Below are 14,525 nucleotides of genomic sequence, written 5' to 3' on the forward strand. Positions count from 1 at the left end.
CGAAGCGTCCCTGGTGAATGCCGCACGGTGTGCTGTGCGGTCATCCGAGCACAGCCTTGCGTGACGGATCGCGCGAACCGGCCGGATCCCGAGCGATCCTCGGTGGTCCAGGACGACGATCCGTGACGAAGACTTCTGTGGTTGATCCCGAGCGGGTGACGTGTGGCCCGACCGGCCCCGGCAGGGCCTGGGGGTCAGGTCAGCGCGGGCTCCGCCTGGGGTACGTCGATGTCGATGCTGTCGAGCAGCGACTCGTGCTGGGCGGCGGCGTTGAGCGCGTCGTTCTCGTCCTGGATCCGTACGAGCTCGGATTCCAGGTCCTGGACGCGCTTCTGAAGCCGTCGCATCTCGGCGAGGAGTCGCGGGTCGGAACCGCCGACGTAACCGAGAAGCGCCTTTGCCATGATGCTTGGTCCTCCACACTGAGTGACCGACCGATGCGGTGTGGGTCGTATGGGAATCGCACCCGCGGTGTTCGGCAGTGCTCTGTGTCCACTGCTGTTCCGCTGTCTCCAGCTCTGCCGAACAGCTAAGGTGCGCGGGGATTTCAGCGTCTCACCAAAAAGTTTGACGGTCAACACGATCACACGCCGACGGGCCGGGTGTCCCGGGGGCGCGCGGCCTGACGATCATGCGGCGCGGCTCTCCTGCGGGGTTCCCGTGGGGCACGAGATCTTCGTCAATGCCGCAGCCTGGCATGACGCGCGCGTCTTGGCAACCATGTACATGCGCCGGCTCCTTCCGCAGGTCATTTCGGGTGCGGCCCCCTCGGCACACCTCCGGGTGACCGTGCGCCACCCTTTGACCACCCGGCGGACCCGGCCCTCATTTCCGGGCCGGAATCAGCGGACCGCGAATCCCTCGTAACCACCGCGCGGCGTGTCCCAGATCTCAGTGACGCCGTCCACGCGCCCGGGTGTGTCGTCGGAGCCGAGCCACTCCAGCAGACGGTGGCAATTCTCACGCGGCCCTTCGGCCACCACCTGCACCCGGCCGTCGTCGAGATTGAGCGCGAAGCCGGTGAGCTTTCCGATCTCCAAAGCATTTTCCCTGGTGAACCAGCGGAACCCTACTTGCTGTACTCGGCCGCGTACCCAGACGACAAGGCGTGCATCTTCGTTCATGCCCGAACGCTAACCGGCCAATTGCTCAAGCAGCACGCCGCCCCAATCAGCCATGGCGTAAGGTCCCCTCGCAATAGCCTCACCCGTTCGGGTGAGTCGGATCTTGAATACGGTGACGTCGGAACGACGCCCGGAGCACGAGGAAGGCACAGCGCATGGGACGGCATCGACGCGCAGGCGCGGCCCCCGCCGCTGAGCAGCACGCGGCGGGCACGGAGGACGGCCACCGCGGTGCACGCCGGAAGAAGCGTGCGGGCCTACCCGTACGCGCCGGGCTCCTCGGCGTCTCCGCGGCCGTGGCCGTCGGTGCCGTCGCCGTCGCGTCCGGCCTGCTGCCGGGAGGCGACACCTACAGCATCAGCGGCGGCGGGGCCGCCGACCAGGTCCACGCGGGCGGCGCTCCCGACCTTCTGACCCAGGGCGAGTCCTCCGACGAGCCGACCGGGCGCACCTCCGCCTCCGCGTCGGCCGAGGCCGACAGGGGGTCCGGCCGTTCGGCCTCACCCTCGAACTCCCCCTCCGCGACTCCCAGCGCGAAGCCGAGCGCCGAGCCGTCCGCCTCCGCGTCGAAGTCCGCGTCGAAGGCGCCGGAACGGACGAAGGCCCCGGCCGCCACACCGAAGAAGTCCTCGTCGGCCCCGGCGACCACGGCCCCGGCCGCTCCGAAGCCCTCCTCGGCCGCCCCGACCGGCAAGGCCACCCCTTCGTCGAGTCCGTCCGCCACCTCCGCCCAGGCGGCCGTGCTGGCCCTGGTCAACCAGGAGCGCGCGAAGGTCGGCTGCAGCCCGGTCACCACCAGTGCCCCGCTCACGGCACTCGCCCAGGACTTCAGCGAGGACATGGCGGCCCGGGACTTCTTCGGCCACACCGATCCCGACGGTGCGACCCCCTGGGACCGTGCCTCGGCAGCCGGGGTGCAAGGGCTGGGCGGCGAGAACATCGCCCGTGGCCAGGCCGACGCACAGGCCGTGATGGACGCCTGGATGAACAGTGAGGGCCACCGGGCGAACATCCTCAACTGCGACTACAAGACGCTCGGCGTGGGCGTCCACCTCGGCTCCGGCGGCCCCTGGTGGACGCAGGACTTCGGCTTCTGACCGGCCCACGGCCTCGACGGCCGGCGCGACGAGGACCCCTGCCCGTCCCAGGACCGGCAGGGGTCTCGCGCTGTCCGGCCCGGTAACCGGCGAACCGCGTCGGCGGCCTACAACCATGCCCCCTTCGAAAGAGTCTTGATCGTCAGCAGTCACTTCGTGACTCAGATGATCAGAAGCGAAGGAACGCATGAACCGACCCAGAGGCACCACGGCGGCCACGGCCGCCGCCGTCGTACTCTCCACCGCGGGCACCCTGCTCGCGGCGGCTGCCCCCGCCTCGGCAGCCGTGACCTGTGCATCTCCCGTCTTCAAGCGGACGTTCTACGCGAACACGACGTTCACCGGGACGCCCAAGGGCACGGACTGCGACTCCGTGATCGACCAGAACTGGGGCACGGGCGCACCCGGTTACAAGGGGATGCCCGCCGACAACTTCGGGGTCCGCTGGTCCATGACCCGTGACTTCGGTTCCGGCGGCCCGTTCACGTTCACCGCCGCCACCCGCGACGGCATCCGCGTCTACGTCGACGGCGTGCGCAAGGTCGACGTGTGGAAGAACGTCTCCACCACCGTCTCCAGGACGGTCAATGTGACGATCCCCAAGGGGACGCACAGCCTCCGTGTCGACTTCGTGAACTGGACCGGCGCCGCGAACGTCAGGTTCGCCTACACGCCCCGCGCCTCCGCGAGCGTCGACAAGGTCAAGCCACTGGTCCCCACGGGCACCACCGTCGCCTACGACGCCGCCACCACGTCGACGAAGGTCGCCTGGGCCAGGAACAAGGAGATGGACCTCGCCGGGTACCGCGTCTACCGGCGGCTGAAGGGAGCCGCCTACCCCGCGCAGCCCCTGGCCACCACCACCTCCACCTCGTACACCGACACGGCCGTGCCGAAGGACGGCAACGTCTACTACTACGAGGTGCGCGCGTACGACAAGGCGGGCAACGCCTCGTCCGGCACCGCCGACCTCGCCGTCACCACCGTGGACCGCGTCGCCCCCGCCGCCCCGAAGGGCGTCGAGGACAACTGGGCCATGGGCAGCCCCACCGAGATCACTCTCTACTGGGACGGCAACACCGAGCCCGACCTCGCCGAGTACCGGGTCTACCGCTCGACGTCCCGGCCGGTCGCCCTCACGGCCGCCAACCGCCTCGCCTCGTCGGGCGGCGGATACCGCGGACCGCTTCCGCAGACGGGTGACGTCTACTACTACGTCGTGACGGCGGTCGACACCCACGGCAACGAGTCGGCGCCCTCCGGTACCGCGATGTACTACAGCGACGACCTGACCGGTCCCGTCGACACCGCGCTCAACGCGCGTGCCTCGGAGAGCGAGGCAGGGGTCACCGTGACCTGGGACGCGTCCGAGAGGACCAGTGCCGACTTCGCCGGGTACTCGGTCTTCCGGACCAGCCGTCCGGGGACCGCGAACGCGAGGCGTACGGAGGTCGCCGCCGGCGTGCGGGGGACCAACTTCACGGACGCCGCCCCGCCGCCCGGTGTCACCTACGCGTACCGGGTCGTGGCCCTGGACCACGAGGGCAACGGAGGGACCCCGTCCGAGGAGCTGACGCTCACCGTCGTCGGGAACACGACCGCGCCCGCGGCCGTGACCGGCGTGACCGCCGTGCCCGAGGAGAACGGCGTCACCGTCTCCTGGGACCGGAGCGAGAGTCCCGGAGTCGCGCACTACCTCCTGATGCGCGGCGCCCTGGCCGACGGACGGTGGACCTACACCGCGGTGCCGCACCCGTCGGATTTCCAGCCGTGGCAGATCACCGGGACGACGTTCCACGACGCCGTACCCGCGGACGGCCAGCAGGTCCGGTACGGCGTGGTCGCCGTGGACCAGTACGGGAACCAGCTGGCCCCCGGCCCCGGAGGCGCCACCACCGTCGACGTCACCGAGCTGGACCTTCGCCCGGCCGCCCCGGCCGCGACGGGGGCGCCCCTCGCCTACCTGGGTTCCGACCAGAACGCGTGGCTCTCCTGGGCGCTCGGCAGTTCCGAGAACCTCGCCGACGTCACCGGTTTCGCCGTCCGGCGCTGGAACCCGCAGACCGGGGTCTTCGACCTGGTGCGCACGGAGCCCAGGGACGCCGTCACCTCGTGGCACTGGCGTGACCCTGCCGCGCCGCCGGCGAGCACGGTGTACTACCGCGTCTCGGTCCTCTACGCGGACGGCACCGAGTCGGGCGCGAGCGAGACGGCCGTCGTGACCCGCTGAACAGGCCGGTGCAGCGCTCACCGGAAGTGAGCGCTGCACCGGCGTAAGCTGGCGGTCATGAGTGAGACGGCCACCGCCCCCCTGCAGGACCACAGCGACGCGGCCTTCGACGTCTTCTCCCGGCAGTGCCCCTCGCGGGGGACGCTGGAGCACGTCACGGGCCGCTGGGGCGGTCTGACCCTGGGCGCGCTGTACGAGAGCGGCGCCCGCTTCAACGAGCTGCGCCGCCGGGTCGACGGAGTCAGCGAGAAGATGCTCTCCCAGACGCTGCACGCGCTGGAGCGCGACGGCCTGGTGCACCGCGATGCGCAGCTGACCAATCCGCCGCGGGTCGACTACGGCCTCACACCGCTCGGCCGACAGGTCGCGGAGCGGCTGACGGCCCTCATCGAGCTGGTCGAGGGCCGGATGCCCGAGGTCGTCGAGGCCCGCGCCCGGTACGACGCCGCGCACGGGGCCTGAGCGGGAGACGTCAGGAGATCCGTGGCGGACGCTGGCAGCGCGGGCAGAAGTAGCTGCTGCGGTTCATCCAGGGCCGCCGGCGCATCGGCGTACCGCAGCGGCGGCAGGGCTCGTCCTCCCGCCCGTACGCGTCCAGGGACCGGTCGAAGTAGCCGGACTCACCGTTCACGTTGACGTACAGGCTGTCGAAGCTGGTACCGCCCTGGTCGAGGGCCTCCCTCATCACCGCCCGGACATGGCCGAGCAGCTCCGCCGTCCGCGGGCGCGTCAGGCTCGCGGTCGGCCGCTCGTAGTGGAGCCGGCTGCGCCAGAGCGCCTCGTCGGCGTAGATGTTGCCCACGCCGCTGATCAGGGACTGGTCCAGCAGGGCCCGCTTGACCGTCGTACGGCGCAGACGCAGCGCGAGGTGGAAGGCGGCGTCGTCGAAGGCCGGGTCGAGGGGGTCGCGTGCGATGTGGGCGATGACGTCGGGCAGGCCGTCGGGGGTGTTGTCGTGCAGCGACAGCCCGCCGAAGGTGCGCTGGTCGACGAAGCGCAGCTCGGTGCCGAGCGCGTCGTCGAAGCGGATCCGGATACGCAGGTGTTTCTCGTCCACGGCGTCCTCGGGCTGCACGAGCAGCTGACCGCTCATGCCGAGATGGCCCAGGAGCGAGGAGTCCGCCTCGTCGAGGGGCACCCAGAGGTACTTGCCGCGGCGCATCGCCGTGCCGAACCGCAGACCGCGCAGCCGGGCCGCGAAGTCGGCGCCGCCGGCGAGGTGCCGGCGGACCGCACGCGGATGCAGGACCTCGACGGCCTCGACGGTGCGTCCGGCGGTCCAGCGTTCCAGGCCCCGCCGCACGACTTCGACCTCGGGCAGTTCGGGCACGGCGGGCACTCCTTCGACGACGTGGCGGGACAGCGAAAACCCCTCGGTGCGCCGAGGCACCGAGGGGCTTCCGGATGGATCAGGCAGGAGCTGCGTCCGAGTGCGGCGACGGGCCGGCAGGGGTGTCGGCGGCCCCTCCGTCAGCTGCGGCCTTGGCCGCGGCCTCCCGTGCTTCCGCGGCGGCGCTGATCTCGCGCCAGGCGGACTCGGCCGCCTGCTGCTCCGCTTCCTTCTTGCTACGACCGGTGCCGGTGCCGTACGAGACACCACCGACGCGAGCAGCAGCAGTAAAGGTCTTCTCGTGGTCGGGGCCGGTCTCCGTGACGAGGTACTCGGGAACTCCGAGGCTCTCGCTCGCGGTGAGCTCCTGGAGACTGGTCTTCCAGTCCAGGCCGGCTCCGAGGTTGGAGGACCTGTCGATCAGCGGGTCGAAGAGCCGGTGGACCAGCTCCGAGGCCGCGCCGAGGCCCTGGTCGAGATAGACGGCGCCGATCACCGCTTCAAGGGTGTCGGCGAGGATGGAAGCCTTGTCCCGGCCACCCGTGCCCTCTTCACCGCGGCCGAGCCGGATGAAGGAGCCGAGTTCGAGGCCGCGGCCCACTTCCGCAAGTGCACGCGAGTTGACCACCGCGGCCCGCAACTTGGCCAGCTGGCCTTCGGGCAGGTCGGGGTGGGTGCGGTACAGCGTGTCCGTGACCACCAGGCCGAGAACCGAGTCCCCGAGGAACTCGAGCCGCTCGTTGGTGGGCAGACCGCCGTTCTCGTACGCGTACGAGCGATGGGTCAGCGCACGCACCAGAAGGGCGGACTCGAGGTGATACCCGAGCCGCCCTTCCAGAAGCGTGTGGGACGAGGCTGTGTTGATGTTGTCTGTCTGCTTCTTGGAGCTGGACAACTCAGACATCGGGCCTCTCACCAGCCGCTCAGACCTCGAGGACCTGGCGCTTGTTGTAGGTGCCGCAGCTCGGGCACGCAATGTGCTGGAGCTTCGGCTCCTGGCAACGCTCGCACGAAACCAGGGTGGGGACCGCAGCCTTCCACTGCGACCGGCGGTGGCGCGTGTTGCTGCGCGACATCTTCCGCTTCGGAACAGCCACGGCTACTTCTCCTGCTTCTCGTCGACGCCCGGTTCGGCGCCGCCCATGTTGTCCTTCTCGCCGTCCTGAACGGTCTCGGCGAGTCCTTGCAGTGCCGCCCAACGGATGTCGGCGACGTCGTGGTGATGGTCCGGATTCTCGTCCAGCCTGATTCCGCATTCGGAACACAGACCGGCACAGGTCTCCTTGCACACCGGCTGCAGCGGCAGTGCGAGCACCACCGCGTCACGCAGCACAGGCTCGAGGTCGAACGAGTCGTCCTCGAGAAAGAACCTGTCCTCGTCGTCCTCGGCGTCGTCGACCGGGTCCGCGGTCCTGCTGCGGTTCCGGTCATCGGCGTCAGGGTACGAGAACATCTCCTGGAAGTCCGCTTCGACCTCGAGGGTCAGCGGCTCCAGACACCTTACGCACTCCCCCTCGGCCGTCGCACGGGCGGTGCCTGTGACGAGCACCCCTTCCATGACCGATTCGAGGCGGAGGTCCAGCGCCAGGGGCGCGTTCTCCGGAACGCCGATGACCCCGTCGATGCCGAGGTCCTTCGGTGCTTCCGCCGTGCGGGTCAGCCGCTTCATGGCACCAGGACGCCGGCCCAGCTCGCGCGTATCGAACACGAGAGGGCTGCGGTGGTCGAGGTGGCCGTTCAGGGCTTTTCCTGCTTTCGAAATCATGTGCGTGGTGCGGCTTCGGGAGGGCCACCCCTGTCCTGACGGAAAGAGGGCAGCCGGGATCGCGGACATACACGCGACCGAAGAGCCAGGATACTGGACGTACCGCCCAGCTCCCAATCCGGTACGGCCCGCTCCGGTCAGCGGCCCTGCTCGTACCGGCGCAGCTGATCCAGGTCGATCATGCTGGTGTCGAAGAGACTGGTCTCGTCGAGCGCGCCCTCCCCCTGCTGGGCGGGGATCTGGGCCTGCTGCTGCCAGCCGTAGTCCTGCTGCTGGTTGGGGTCGTACGCCTGCTGCTGGTAGCCGTACGGGTCGGGCTGCTGCTGGTAGCCGTAGGCGTCCTGCGGCTGCTGCTGGTCCTGGTACCCGTACGTCTGGGCGTACTGCTGGTCGGGCTGGGCCTGGGCCGGGAAGCCGGACTGCGCGGGGTCCTGGTAGCCGGCCACCGGCGCGTAGTCCGGCTGCGCCGGCTCCGCGTAGGAGTGCTGCGCGGGGCTCCGGGGCGGCTCGGGGGTGGCGAGCTCGGCCAGACCGGCCCAGTGGTCCTCGTCACTGGTGTGCCGAGCGCCTCCGGCCGCGTCCTGGGCCGCCATGTGCGCACCGAGGTCGTCGGTGGCGACCCGGCCGTGCAGCTTCTGGCGGCCCCGGCCGACGGCCTCCAGGGTCTTGGCGAGCACGGCCTCGAAGGCGCCGAGCTTGGTGTCCACGTAGTCGTCGGCGCGCCGGCGGAGCGTCTCCGGGTCGGCGCTGCGCTCGGGTGCCTCGGCGAAGTCGGGGTCCTCGTAACCCTGCTCGTCGACGCCCTGGCCGCGGCCGAGGAGCTTCTCGCGGCCCCGGTCGACGGACCCGATGGTCTTGGTGAGGACGACCTCGAAGTTGGCCAGCTTGCTGTCGACGTACTCGTCGGCCTCGCCGCGGACCTCGTCGGCCTCCCTGCGGGCCTCGGACAGGATCCGGTCAGCCTCGGCCTGGGACTGCTGGGCGATCTCGGTACCGGAGATCAGCGAGCCGCGCTCCGCGCGGGCGGACTCGATGATCCGCCCGGCCTCCTGCCGGGCCTGCTCGACGAGCTGCTCACTGCCGCCGATGAGTTCCTGGGCGTGGGCGAGCGAGCCGGGCAGGGCCTCGCGCACCTCCTCGAGCATCGCGAGCAGTTCGGCCCGGTTGACCACGCAGGACGCCGACATGGGCATGGACCGGGCGTTGCCGACCGTTTCGACGATCTCGTCGAGCTTCTTCTGCACGTCCACCGTGTGCTCGCCACTCTCTGCTGCTGTTGGAGACGGACGGGACGACTGTAAGGCCAGTCGCCTCCCGCCCGACACCTGGTGACGGTCCGTCAGTGCGTCACTTCTCGCCGAGCCGCTTGACGAGGGCCTCGTGGACCGTCGGCGGAAGCAGGTGCGCCACGTCGCCTCCCCAGGTGGCGACCTCCTTGACCAGGGAGGACGACAGGAAGCTGTAGGTGGGGTTCGTCGGCACGAAGAGCGTCTCGACACCCGAGAGGCCGTTGTTCATCTGGGCCATCTGCAGCTCGTAGTCGAAGTCGCTGACGGCCCGCAGGCCCTTCACGATCGCCGGGATGTCGCGCTGCTTGCAGAAGTCGACCAGCAGGCCGTGGAAGGACTCGACCTCGACGTTGCCGAAGTCGGCGGTCACCTCGCGGATCAGCTCGATCCGCTCGTCGACGGTGAACAGGCCCTTCTTGGACTGGTTGATCATCACGGCGACGTGCACGACGTCGTACAGCTTCGAGGCTCGTCCGATGATGTCGAGATGCCCGTTGGTGATGGGGTCGAACGACCCCGGACAGACGGCGCGGCGCAACGTGATTCCCTCGCTCTCCGGTGCGGTCATCGTGCGTCTTCGCACGTAGAAGCGGCGCGACCGTACCAAAACGTGGCTTCGCCGTAGCGACGCGCCCGCTCTGGCTCGAATCCTTCGGGCCAGGTGAATTCCCCGCCTCTGGTGCTCCGTTCCACCGTGACGAGAGCGTCGTCCGTGAGCCACCCCTGAGCCCGGAGTGTGAGCAGGATCTCCCGAAGATCGTCGTCGGTGACGGCGTACGGCGGATCGAGGAAGAGCACGTCGTACGGATCGGAGGGTGCCGGTCCCGTCACGATCTGTTCGGCTTTGCCCGCACGGAACTCGGCACCGGGCAGGCCGAGGGTGCGGATGTTGTCGCGGACGGTGCGCGCGGCCCTGGCGTCGGCCTCCACGAGCAGGGCGTGGACGGCTCCGCGCGAGAGCGCCTCCAGGCCCACCGCGCCGGAACCCGCGTAGAGATCGGCGACGCGGATGCCGTCGAGCGTGCCCAGGAGCGCCTCCCAGGTGGAGAACAGGGCCTCGCGCGCACGTTCGGAGGTGGGGCGGGTGCCGGTGCCGGGCGGGACGGCCAGGCGGCGTCCGCCGGCCGTGCCGGCGATCACGCGGGTCATGGGTCTGTTCCTCGGGTCGCGGGCGGCGCGCAGGACGGGACGTGCGCCGTGCTCCCCACGATATGGCGTCGCCGGGGATCCGCCCGGTCACCCCTTGTCGAGGTACTCCTCCCGGTCCTTGTCGAGCAGCGCGTCCAGTGCGGTGCGCAGCTCCGGCAGGCGCTCGAGCCCGGGGTCGTCCGCGACGACGCGGACGGCTTCCTCGCGGGCCGCGGCGATGACCTCCTCGTCGTCGATGACGCTGAGCACGCGCAGGGAGGAGCGGACGCCGGACTGGGCCTGACCGAGGACGTCACCCTCGCGGCGCTGTTCGAGGTCGATGCGGGAGAGCTCGAAGCCGTCGAGGGTGGCGGCCACCGCGGACAGCCTCGCCCGGGCGGGGCTCGCCTCGTGGGCCTCGCTGACCAGCAGGCAGAGGCCGGGGGCGCTGCCGCGCCCGACACGGCCCCTGAGCTGGTGCAGCTGGGACACGCCGAACCGGTCCGCGTCCATGATCACCATCGCGGTGGCGTTGGGGACGTTCACCCCCACCTCGATGACGGTGGTGGCGACGAGGACGTCGGCCTGACCGGCGGCGAACCGGCGCATCACGTCGTCCTTGTCGTCGGCGGGCATCCTGCCGTGCAGGACCTCGACGCGCAGACCGGCGAGCGGGCCCTTGGCGAGCTGCTCGGCGATCTCCAGCACCGCGAGGGGCGGACGCTTGTCACCGTCCTCCTCGGCGGCCTTCTTCGTCTTCTTGCCGGCCGGCTCGTCCTCGTCGCCGATGCGGGGGCACACGACGTACGCCTGGTGGCCGTTCTCCACCTCTTCGCGGACGCGTTCCCAGGCGCGGCTGAGGAAGTGCGGCTTGTCCTTGGCGGGGACGACGTGGCTGGCGATGGGCGAACGGCCGGCCGGGAGCTGGTCGAGCACCGAGGTCTCCAGATCGCCGAAGACCGTCATCGCGACCGTCCGGGGAATGGGGGTGGCCGTCATGACCAGGAGGTGGGGCGGCTGCTTCCCCTTGGAGCGCAGCGCGTCGCGCTGTTCCACGCCGAAGCGGTGCTGTTCGTCGACGACGACCAGACCGAGGTCGTGGAACTGGACCTTGTCCTCGATCAGCGCATGGGTGCCGATGACGATCCCGGCCTCGCCCGTGACCAGGTCGAGCAGCGCCTGGCGGCGGGCCGCCACACCCATGGACCCGGTGAGCAGGACGACCTTCGTGCCCAGGCCGGACCCGCCCGGCATTCCCTCCGGTCGCCCGCCGCCACCCTCCTGAGGAGGCGCATCGCGCCACAGCCCCCACTTCTCGGCGAGCTCGCCCATCATCTCGGTGACCGAGCGGTGGTGCTGCTGGGCCAGCACCTCGGTGGGCGCGAGCATCGCCGCCTGGCCGCCCGCGTCGACGACCCTGAGCATGGCGCGCAGGGCGACCAGCGTCTTGCCGGACCCGACCTCCCCCTGGAGCAGCCGGTGCATGGGGTGTTCCGTCGCCAGGGCGTCGAAGATCTCCCCGGTGACCTTCTGCTGGCCTTCGGTGAGGGTGAAGGGGAGGGTCGCGTCGAAGGCGTCGAGCAGCCCGCCGGGGACGGACCGGCGCGCCTTCGCCGGGAGTTGGGTGTCGGCGTACCTGCGGCGGGCGAGCGCGACCTGGAGGACGAAGGCCTCGTCCCAGCGGAGCCGGTCCCGCGCGGCCGCGATGTCCGCCTTGGTCTGCGGCCGGTGGATCCTGAGCAGCGCCTCCGGCAGGGGGACGAATCCGCGCCCCTCGCGCAGGGCCGGGGGCAGCGGGTCCACCGCCTCCTGGGCGCTGGGCAGGACGGTGTCGACGGCCTTGGCGATCCGCCAGGAGTCGAGCTGCTTGCAGGCCGGGTAGATCGGCAGCAGCTGACCCGCGAAGGCGTCGACGGCCTCGGTCACGTCGCCGGCGTCGTCGTCCCGCGCGTCGAGGAGCTGGTAGGTGGGGTGGGCGAGCTGCATCTTCCGGTTGAAGACGGAGACCTTGCCCGCGAACATCGCCCTGCGGCCGGGCAGCAGCTCCTTGTGGGGCTTGTGGACGCCGTGGCCGAAGAAGACCAGCTGGAGCCTGCCGCTCCCGTCGGTCAGGGTGACCTCGAGGCGCTTGCCCCGGCCGTTGTTGAACATCATGATCCGCGCGTCCGCGACCTGGGCGACGACGGTCACGTGCTCGTCGAGCGGGAGCTCGGTGAGCGCCGTGAGGCGGCCCCGCTCCTCGTAGCGGCGCGGGTAGTGGTGCAGCAGATCACCGACCGTATGCAGGTCGAGGTGTTCGGCCATCACCTTCGCGGTGGCTCCGCCGAGCAGCTTCTTGAGGGGTTCATCGAAAGCGGACACGGGGTCCATTGCACACCACGGCACCGACAGACACCGCCGGGCGCGGCGCCCGGTGTCGTCTCACTCGACGCCGATCAGCAGGGGCGCCGCCTGGCGGCCGCCCCGGTAGACGACCGTGTCGACGGCGAGGTAGCCCTCCCGGACGTGTTCGCTCAGCTCGTCGCCCAGGAGGTCGGGCACGTCCTCCCCCAGGACGAGGGTGACGAGTTCGCCGCCCGCCGAGAGCATCCGGTCCAGGACGGTGCGGGCCGTGCCGGGGACGTCCTCGCCGATGACCACGACGTCCCCGTCGATCAGTCCGAGGACGTCGCCTGCCTGGCAGATGCCCGCCATGGTCCACGACTGCCGCTCGGCGACGGCCAGTTCGGCGTAGCGGGTGGCTCCGGCCGCCGAGGTCATCGCGACGACGTCCTCGTCGAAGCTGCGGCCCGGCTCGTGGACGGCGAGCGCGGCGATGCCCTGGACGGCGGCGCGGGTCGGGACCAGGGCGACGCGGATGCCCTCGGTCCTGGCCTGTTCGGCGGCCGCGGCCGCGGTGTGGCGCAGCTGTGCGTCGTTGGGCAGCAGGACCACCTCGCGGGCGTGCGCCCGGCGGATGGCGTCCACCAGTTCGCCGCTGGCCGGCGGCTCCCCGGGGCGCGCCAGCACGGTGGTCGCACCGGCCTCGGCGCACAGACCGGAGAGGCCGTCGCCGGGTACCACGGCGACGACCGCGCGCTGGGCGGGTTCGCGGTGGGCCGAGCCCCGGTCGGCGGCGAAGTGGGTGATCCGGATCCGGTAGGGGCGGCCCGCCTCGACCCCGGCCTCGACGGCCGCGCCGGCGTCGTCGACGTGGACGTGGACGTTCCACAGGCCGTCGCCGCCGACCACGACGAGGGAGTCCCCCAGCGCGTCCAGCCGGTTCCGCAGCCGGGCGACCGCGTCGTCGGAGGCCTCCAGCAGATAGATGACCTCGAAGGCCGGACCGCCGTCCGGTCCCGGCTCCGCGCAGTCGCCGGTCAGGGGCAAGGTCTCGGGGGCCGGCCCGACGGCGCCCCCGCGGGCCCGGCCTCCGACCGCTTCCAGCAGGGCTCCCAGTACGGTGACCAGGCCCTGCCCGCCCGCGTCCACGACCCCCGCGCGGCCGAGGACGGGGAGCTGGCCAGGGGTGGCGGCCAGGGCGGCCCGCGCCCCTTCGTACGCCGCTTCGGCCACCTCTTCGAGGCCGGAGTCCCGGCCGGTGGCCACGGCCGCCTCGGCCGCGGCGGTGGCGACGGTGAGCACCGTTCCCTCCACGGGACGGGCCACGGCCAGCCGCGCCGCGGCGGCGGCCTCCGCCAGCGCGGTCCGCAGGTGATCCGCGTCACCCGCCTCGGACAGCACGGCGGCCATGCCGCGCAGCAGCTGGGCCAGGATGGTCCCGGAGTTCCCCCTGGCACCGATCAGCGCACCGTGCGCCATGGCCCGCACGACGTCGGCGTGAGCGGGCACGGTGGGGCCGGTCTCATGGGCGGCGAAGACCGCTTCGACGGCGGCGGCGGCGGACTCCACGGTGAAGTAGAGGTTGGTGCCGGTGTCCCCGTCGGCGACCGGATAGACGTTGATGGCGTCGATGGCCGCCCGCTGCCGGCCGAGGGCCTCCAGGGCCAGTGAGCACCAGGCGCGCACCGCGACGGCGTCGAGAGCGTCGGGGGACTGCGGCACCGTTGGTCCTCCTTGGGACGGCCGTGGGGGGCTGGCTGCACCGCAGGGTAGTCCTCGCCGGCGGACCCCTCGGGCACAGGTGCGGGGACGGAGTGCCCGGGGCGTCGTGGTAGTTTCGTATCTCCGACGCAGCCGTTGTATGCTGCTTCGGTTGCCCGACGAGAGTCGGGACATTCCTCCGGTACCGCCACTTCAGTAAAATGATTCCGGCGCGCCGGAATTCACTGTAAGTGCATCTGAAGTTTTGGAGTGACCCGTGGCTGCCAACTGCGACGTTTGCGGCAAGGGGCCGAGCTTCGGCAACAGCATTTCGCACTCGCACCGCCGTACGTCCCGTCGCTGGAATCCCAACATCCAGCGCGTGCGTGCCGTGGTCGGTCGGACGCCGAAGCGGCTCAACGTCTGCACCTCGTGCATCAAGGCCGGCAAGGTCGCGCGCTGACGTCCCCGTCGTAGCGCAGCCTTCCGGTTGCCCAAAAAGCCGGTCCACCTCGGTGGACCGGCTTTTTGCTGTGCGC

Annotated in this window: 15 protein-coding genes; 4 read left to right on the plus strand and 11 right to left on the minus strand. The window is 70.9% G+C overall.

All coding sequences use genetic code 11. The features are described from left to right. Nucleotides 1–194: 194 nt before the first annotated feature. Both IA22_RS0127665 and IA22_RS34285 read right to left on the minus strand, forming a co-directional pair. Nucleotides 195–404 carry a hypothetical protein gene (locus tag IA22_RS0127665; RefSeq protein ID WP_014153825.1) on the minus strand — a complete coding sequence of 70 codons (210 nt, stop codon included), beginning with the start codon at nucleotides 402–404 and terminating at the stop codon, nucleotides 195–197. A gap of 438 nt (nucleotides 405–842) precedes the next feature. After that, nucleotides 843–1,124: an acylphosphatase gene (locus IA22_RS34285; protein WP_014153826.1), complete on the minus strand. Its 282-nt coding sequence runs from the start codon at nucleotides 1,122–1,124 to the stop codon at nucleotides 843–845. Between the two features lie 155 nt (nucleotides 1,125–1,279). Here IA22_RS34285 and IA22_RS0127675 point away from each other — a divergent pair, with 155 nt between their 5' ends. From IA22_RS0127675 to IA22_RS0127685, 3 genes are all read left to right on the plus strand, one after another. Continuing rightward, nucleotides 1,280–2,221, plus strand: coding sequence for a CAP domain-containing protein (locus tag IA22_RS0127675; RefSeq protein ID WP_014153827.1), 942 nt, complete (start codon nucleotides 1,280–1,282; stop codon nucleotides 2,219–2,221). Between the two features lie 187 nt (nucleotides 2,222–2,408). Next, a complete protein-coding gene (locus IA22_RS0127680) occupies nucleotides 2,409–4,451 on the plus strand; it encodes a PA14 domain-containing protein (protein ID WP_014153828.1) in 2,043 nt (680 codons plus the stop codon). Between the two features lie 57 nt (nucleotides 4,452–4,508). Next, complete coding sequence (locus IA22_RS0127685; RefSeq protein WP_014153829.1) at nucleotides 4,509–4,913, plus strand: winged helix-turn-helix transcriptional regulator; 405 nt, start codon at nucleotides 4,509–4,511, stop codon at nucleotides 4,911–4,913. 10 nt (nucleotides 4,914–4,923) lie between these two features. On the opposite strand, the gene mutM is transcribed toward IA22_RS0127685, so the two are convergent. The 9 genes from mutM to IA22_RS0127730 all read right to left on the minus strand — a co-directional run bounded on the left by mutM (nucleotide 4,924) and on the right by IA22_RS0127730 (nucleotide 14,007). Beyond that, entirely contained in the window at nucleotides 4,924–5,781 is an 858-nt protein-coding gene (mutM, locus tag IA22_RS0127690) for a bifunctional DNA-formamidopyrimidine glycosylase/DNA-(apurinic or apyrimidinic site) lyase (protein WP_014153830.1), read from the minus strand. A gap of 79 nt (nucleotides 5,782–5,860) precedes the next feature. Beyond that, nucleotides 5,861–6,685, minus strand: coding sequence for a ribonuclease III (gene rnc / locus IA22_RS0127695; RefSeq protein WP_015578899.1), 825 nt, complete (start codon nucleotides 6,683–6,685; stop codon nucleotides 5,861–5,863). A gap of 19 nt (nucleotides 6,686–6,704) precedes the next feature. Then, complete coding sequence (gene rpmF, locus IA22_RS0127700) at nucleotides 6,705–6,878, minus strand: 50S ribosomal protein L32 (protein WP_003965982.1); 174 nt, start codon at nucleotides 6,876–6,878, stop codon at nucleotides 6,705–6,707. Nucleotides 6,879–6,880: 2 nt separating this feature from the next. Continuing rightward, a complete protein-coding gene (locus IA22_RS0127705) occupies nucleotides 6,881–7,546 on the minus strand; it encodes a YceD family protein (protein ID WP_014153832.1) in 666 nt (221 codons plus the stop codon). A gap of 137 nt (nucleotides 7,547–7,683) precedes the next feature. Continuing rightward, on the minus strand, nucleotides 7,684–8,796 hold the full coding sequence (locus IA22_RS0127710) for an ATP synthase subunit B family protein (protein ID WP_030125176.1): 1,113 nt from the start codon (nucleotides 8,794–8,796) through the stop codon (nucleotides 7,684–7,686). A 97-nt stretch (nucleotides 8,797–8,893) separates the two neighbouring features. Continuing rightward, on the minus strand, nucleotides 8,894–9,373 hold the full coding sequence (gene coaD / locus IA22_RS0127715) for a pantetheine-phosphate adenylyltransferase (protein WP_041667884.1): 480 nt from the start codon (nucleotides 9,371–9,373) through the stop codon (nucleotides 8,894–8,896). A gap of 26 nt (nucleotides 9,374–9,399) precedes the next feature. Then, on the minus strand, nucleotides 9,400–9,984 hold the full coding sequence (gene rsmD / locus IA22_RS0127720; protein ID WP_030125177.1) for a 16S rRNA (guanine(966)-N(2))-methyltransferase RsmD: 585 nt from the start codon (nucleotides 9,982–9,984) through the stop codon (nucleotides 9,400–9,402). 87 nt (nucleotides 9,985–10,071) lie between these two features. Then, a complete protein-coding gene (gene recG / locus IA22_RS0127725; RefSeq protein WP_030125178.1) occupies nucleotides 10,072–12,333 on the minus strand; it encodes an ATP-dependent DNA helicase RecG in 2,262 nt (753 codons plus the stop codon). A 51-nt stretch (nucleotides 12,334–12,384) separates the two neighbouring features. After that, complete coding sequence (locus tag IA22_RS0127730; RefSeq protein ID WP_030125179.1) at nucleotides 12,385–14,007, minus strand: DAK2 domain-containing protein; 1,623 nt, start codon at nucleotides 14,005–14,007, stop codon at nucleotides 12,385–12,387. Nucleotides 14,008–14,263: 256 nt separating this feature from the next. Between IA22_RS0127730 and rpmB the strand changes: the two genes are divergently transcribed. Then, a complete protein-coding gene (gene rpmB / locus IA22_RS0127735) occupies nucleotides 14,264–14,449 on the plus strand; it encodes a 50S ribosomal protein L28 (RefSeq protein ID WP_003965989.1) in 186 nt (61 codons plus the stop codon). Nucleotides 14,450–14,525: the final 76 nt, after the last annotated feature.

The organism is Kitasatospora papulosa, from assembly GCF_000717245.1.
Taxonomy (GTDB): domain Bacteria; phylum Actinomycetota; class Actinomycetes; order Streptomycetales; family Streptomycetaceae; genus Streptomyces; species Streptomyces papulosus.

Excerpts from the sequence above, each read along its gene's own strand:
- rnc (WP_015578899.1), bottom strand. The coding sequence starts at position 6,685 with ATGTCTGAGTTGTCCAGCTCCAAGAAGCAGACAGACAACATCAACACA.
- recG (WP_030125178.1), bottom strand. The coding sequence starts at position 12,333 with ATGGACCCCGTGTCCGCTTTCGATGAACCCCTCAAGAAGCTGCTCGGC.
- IA22_RS0127680 (WP_014153828.1), top strand. The coding sequence starts at position 2,409 with ATGAACCGACCCAGAGGCACCACGGCGGCCACGGCCGCCGCCGTCGTA.
- IA22_RS0127705 (WP_014153832.1), bottom strand. The coding sequence starts at position 7,546 with ATGATTTCGAAAGCAGGAAAAGCCCTGAACGGCCACCTCGACCACCGC.
- IA22_RS0127665 (WP_014153825.1), bottom strand. The coding sequence starts at position 404 with ATGGCAAAGGCGCTTCTCGGTTACGTCGGCGGTTCCGACCCGCGACTC.
- IA22_RS0127685 (WP_014153829.1), top strand. The coding sequence starts at position 4,509 with ATGAGTGAGACGGCCACCGCCCCCCTGCAGGACCACAGCGACGCGGCC.
- IA22_RS0127675 (WP_014153827.1), top strand. The coding sequence starts at position 1,280 with ATGGGACGGCATCGACGCGCAGGCGCGGCCCCCGCCGCTGAGCAGCAC.
- rsmD (WP_030125177.1), bottom strand. The coding sequence starts at position 9,984 with ATGACCCGCGTGATCGCCGGCACGGCCGGCGGACGCCGCCTGGCCGTC.
- IA22_RS34285 (WP_014153826.1), bottom strand. The coding sequence starts at position 1,124 with ATGAACGAAGATGCACGCCTTGTCGTCTGGGTACGCGGCCGAGTACAG.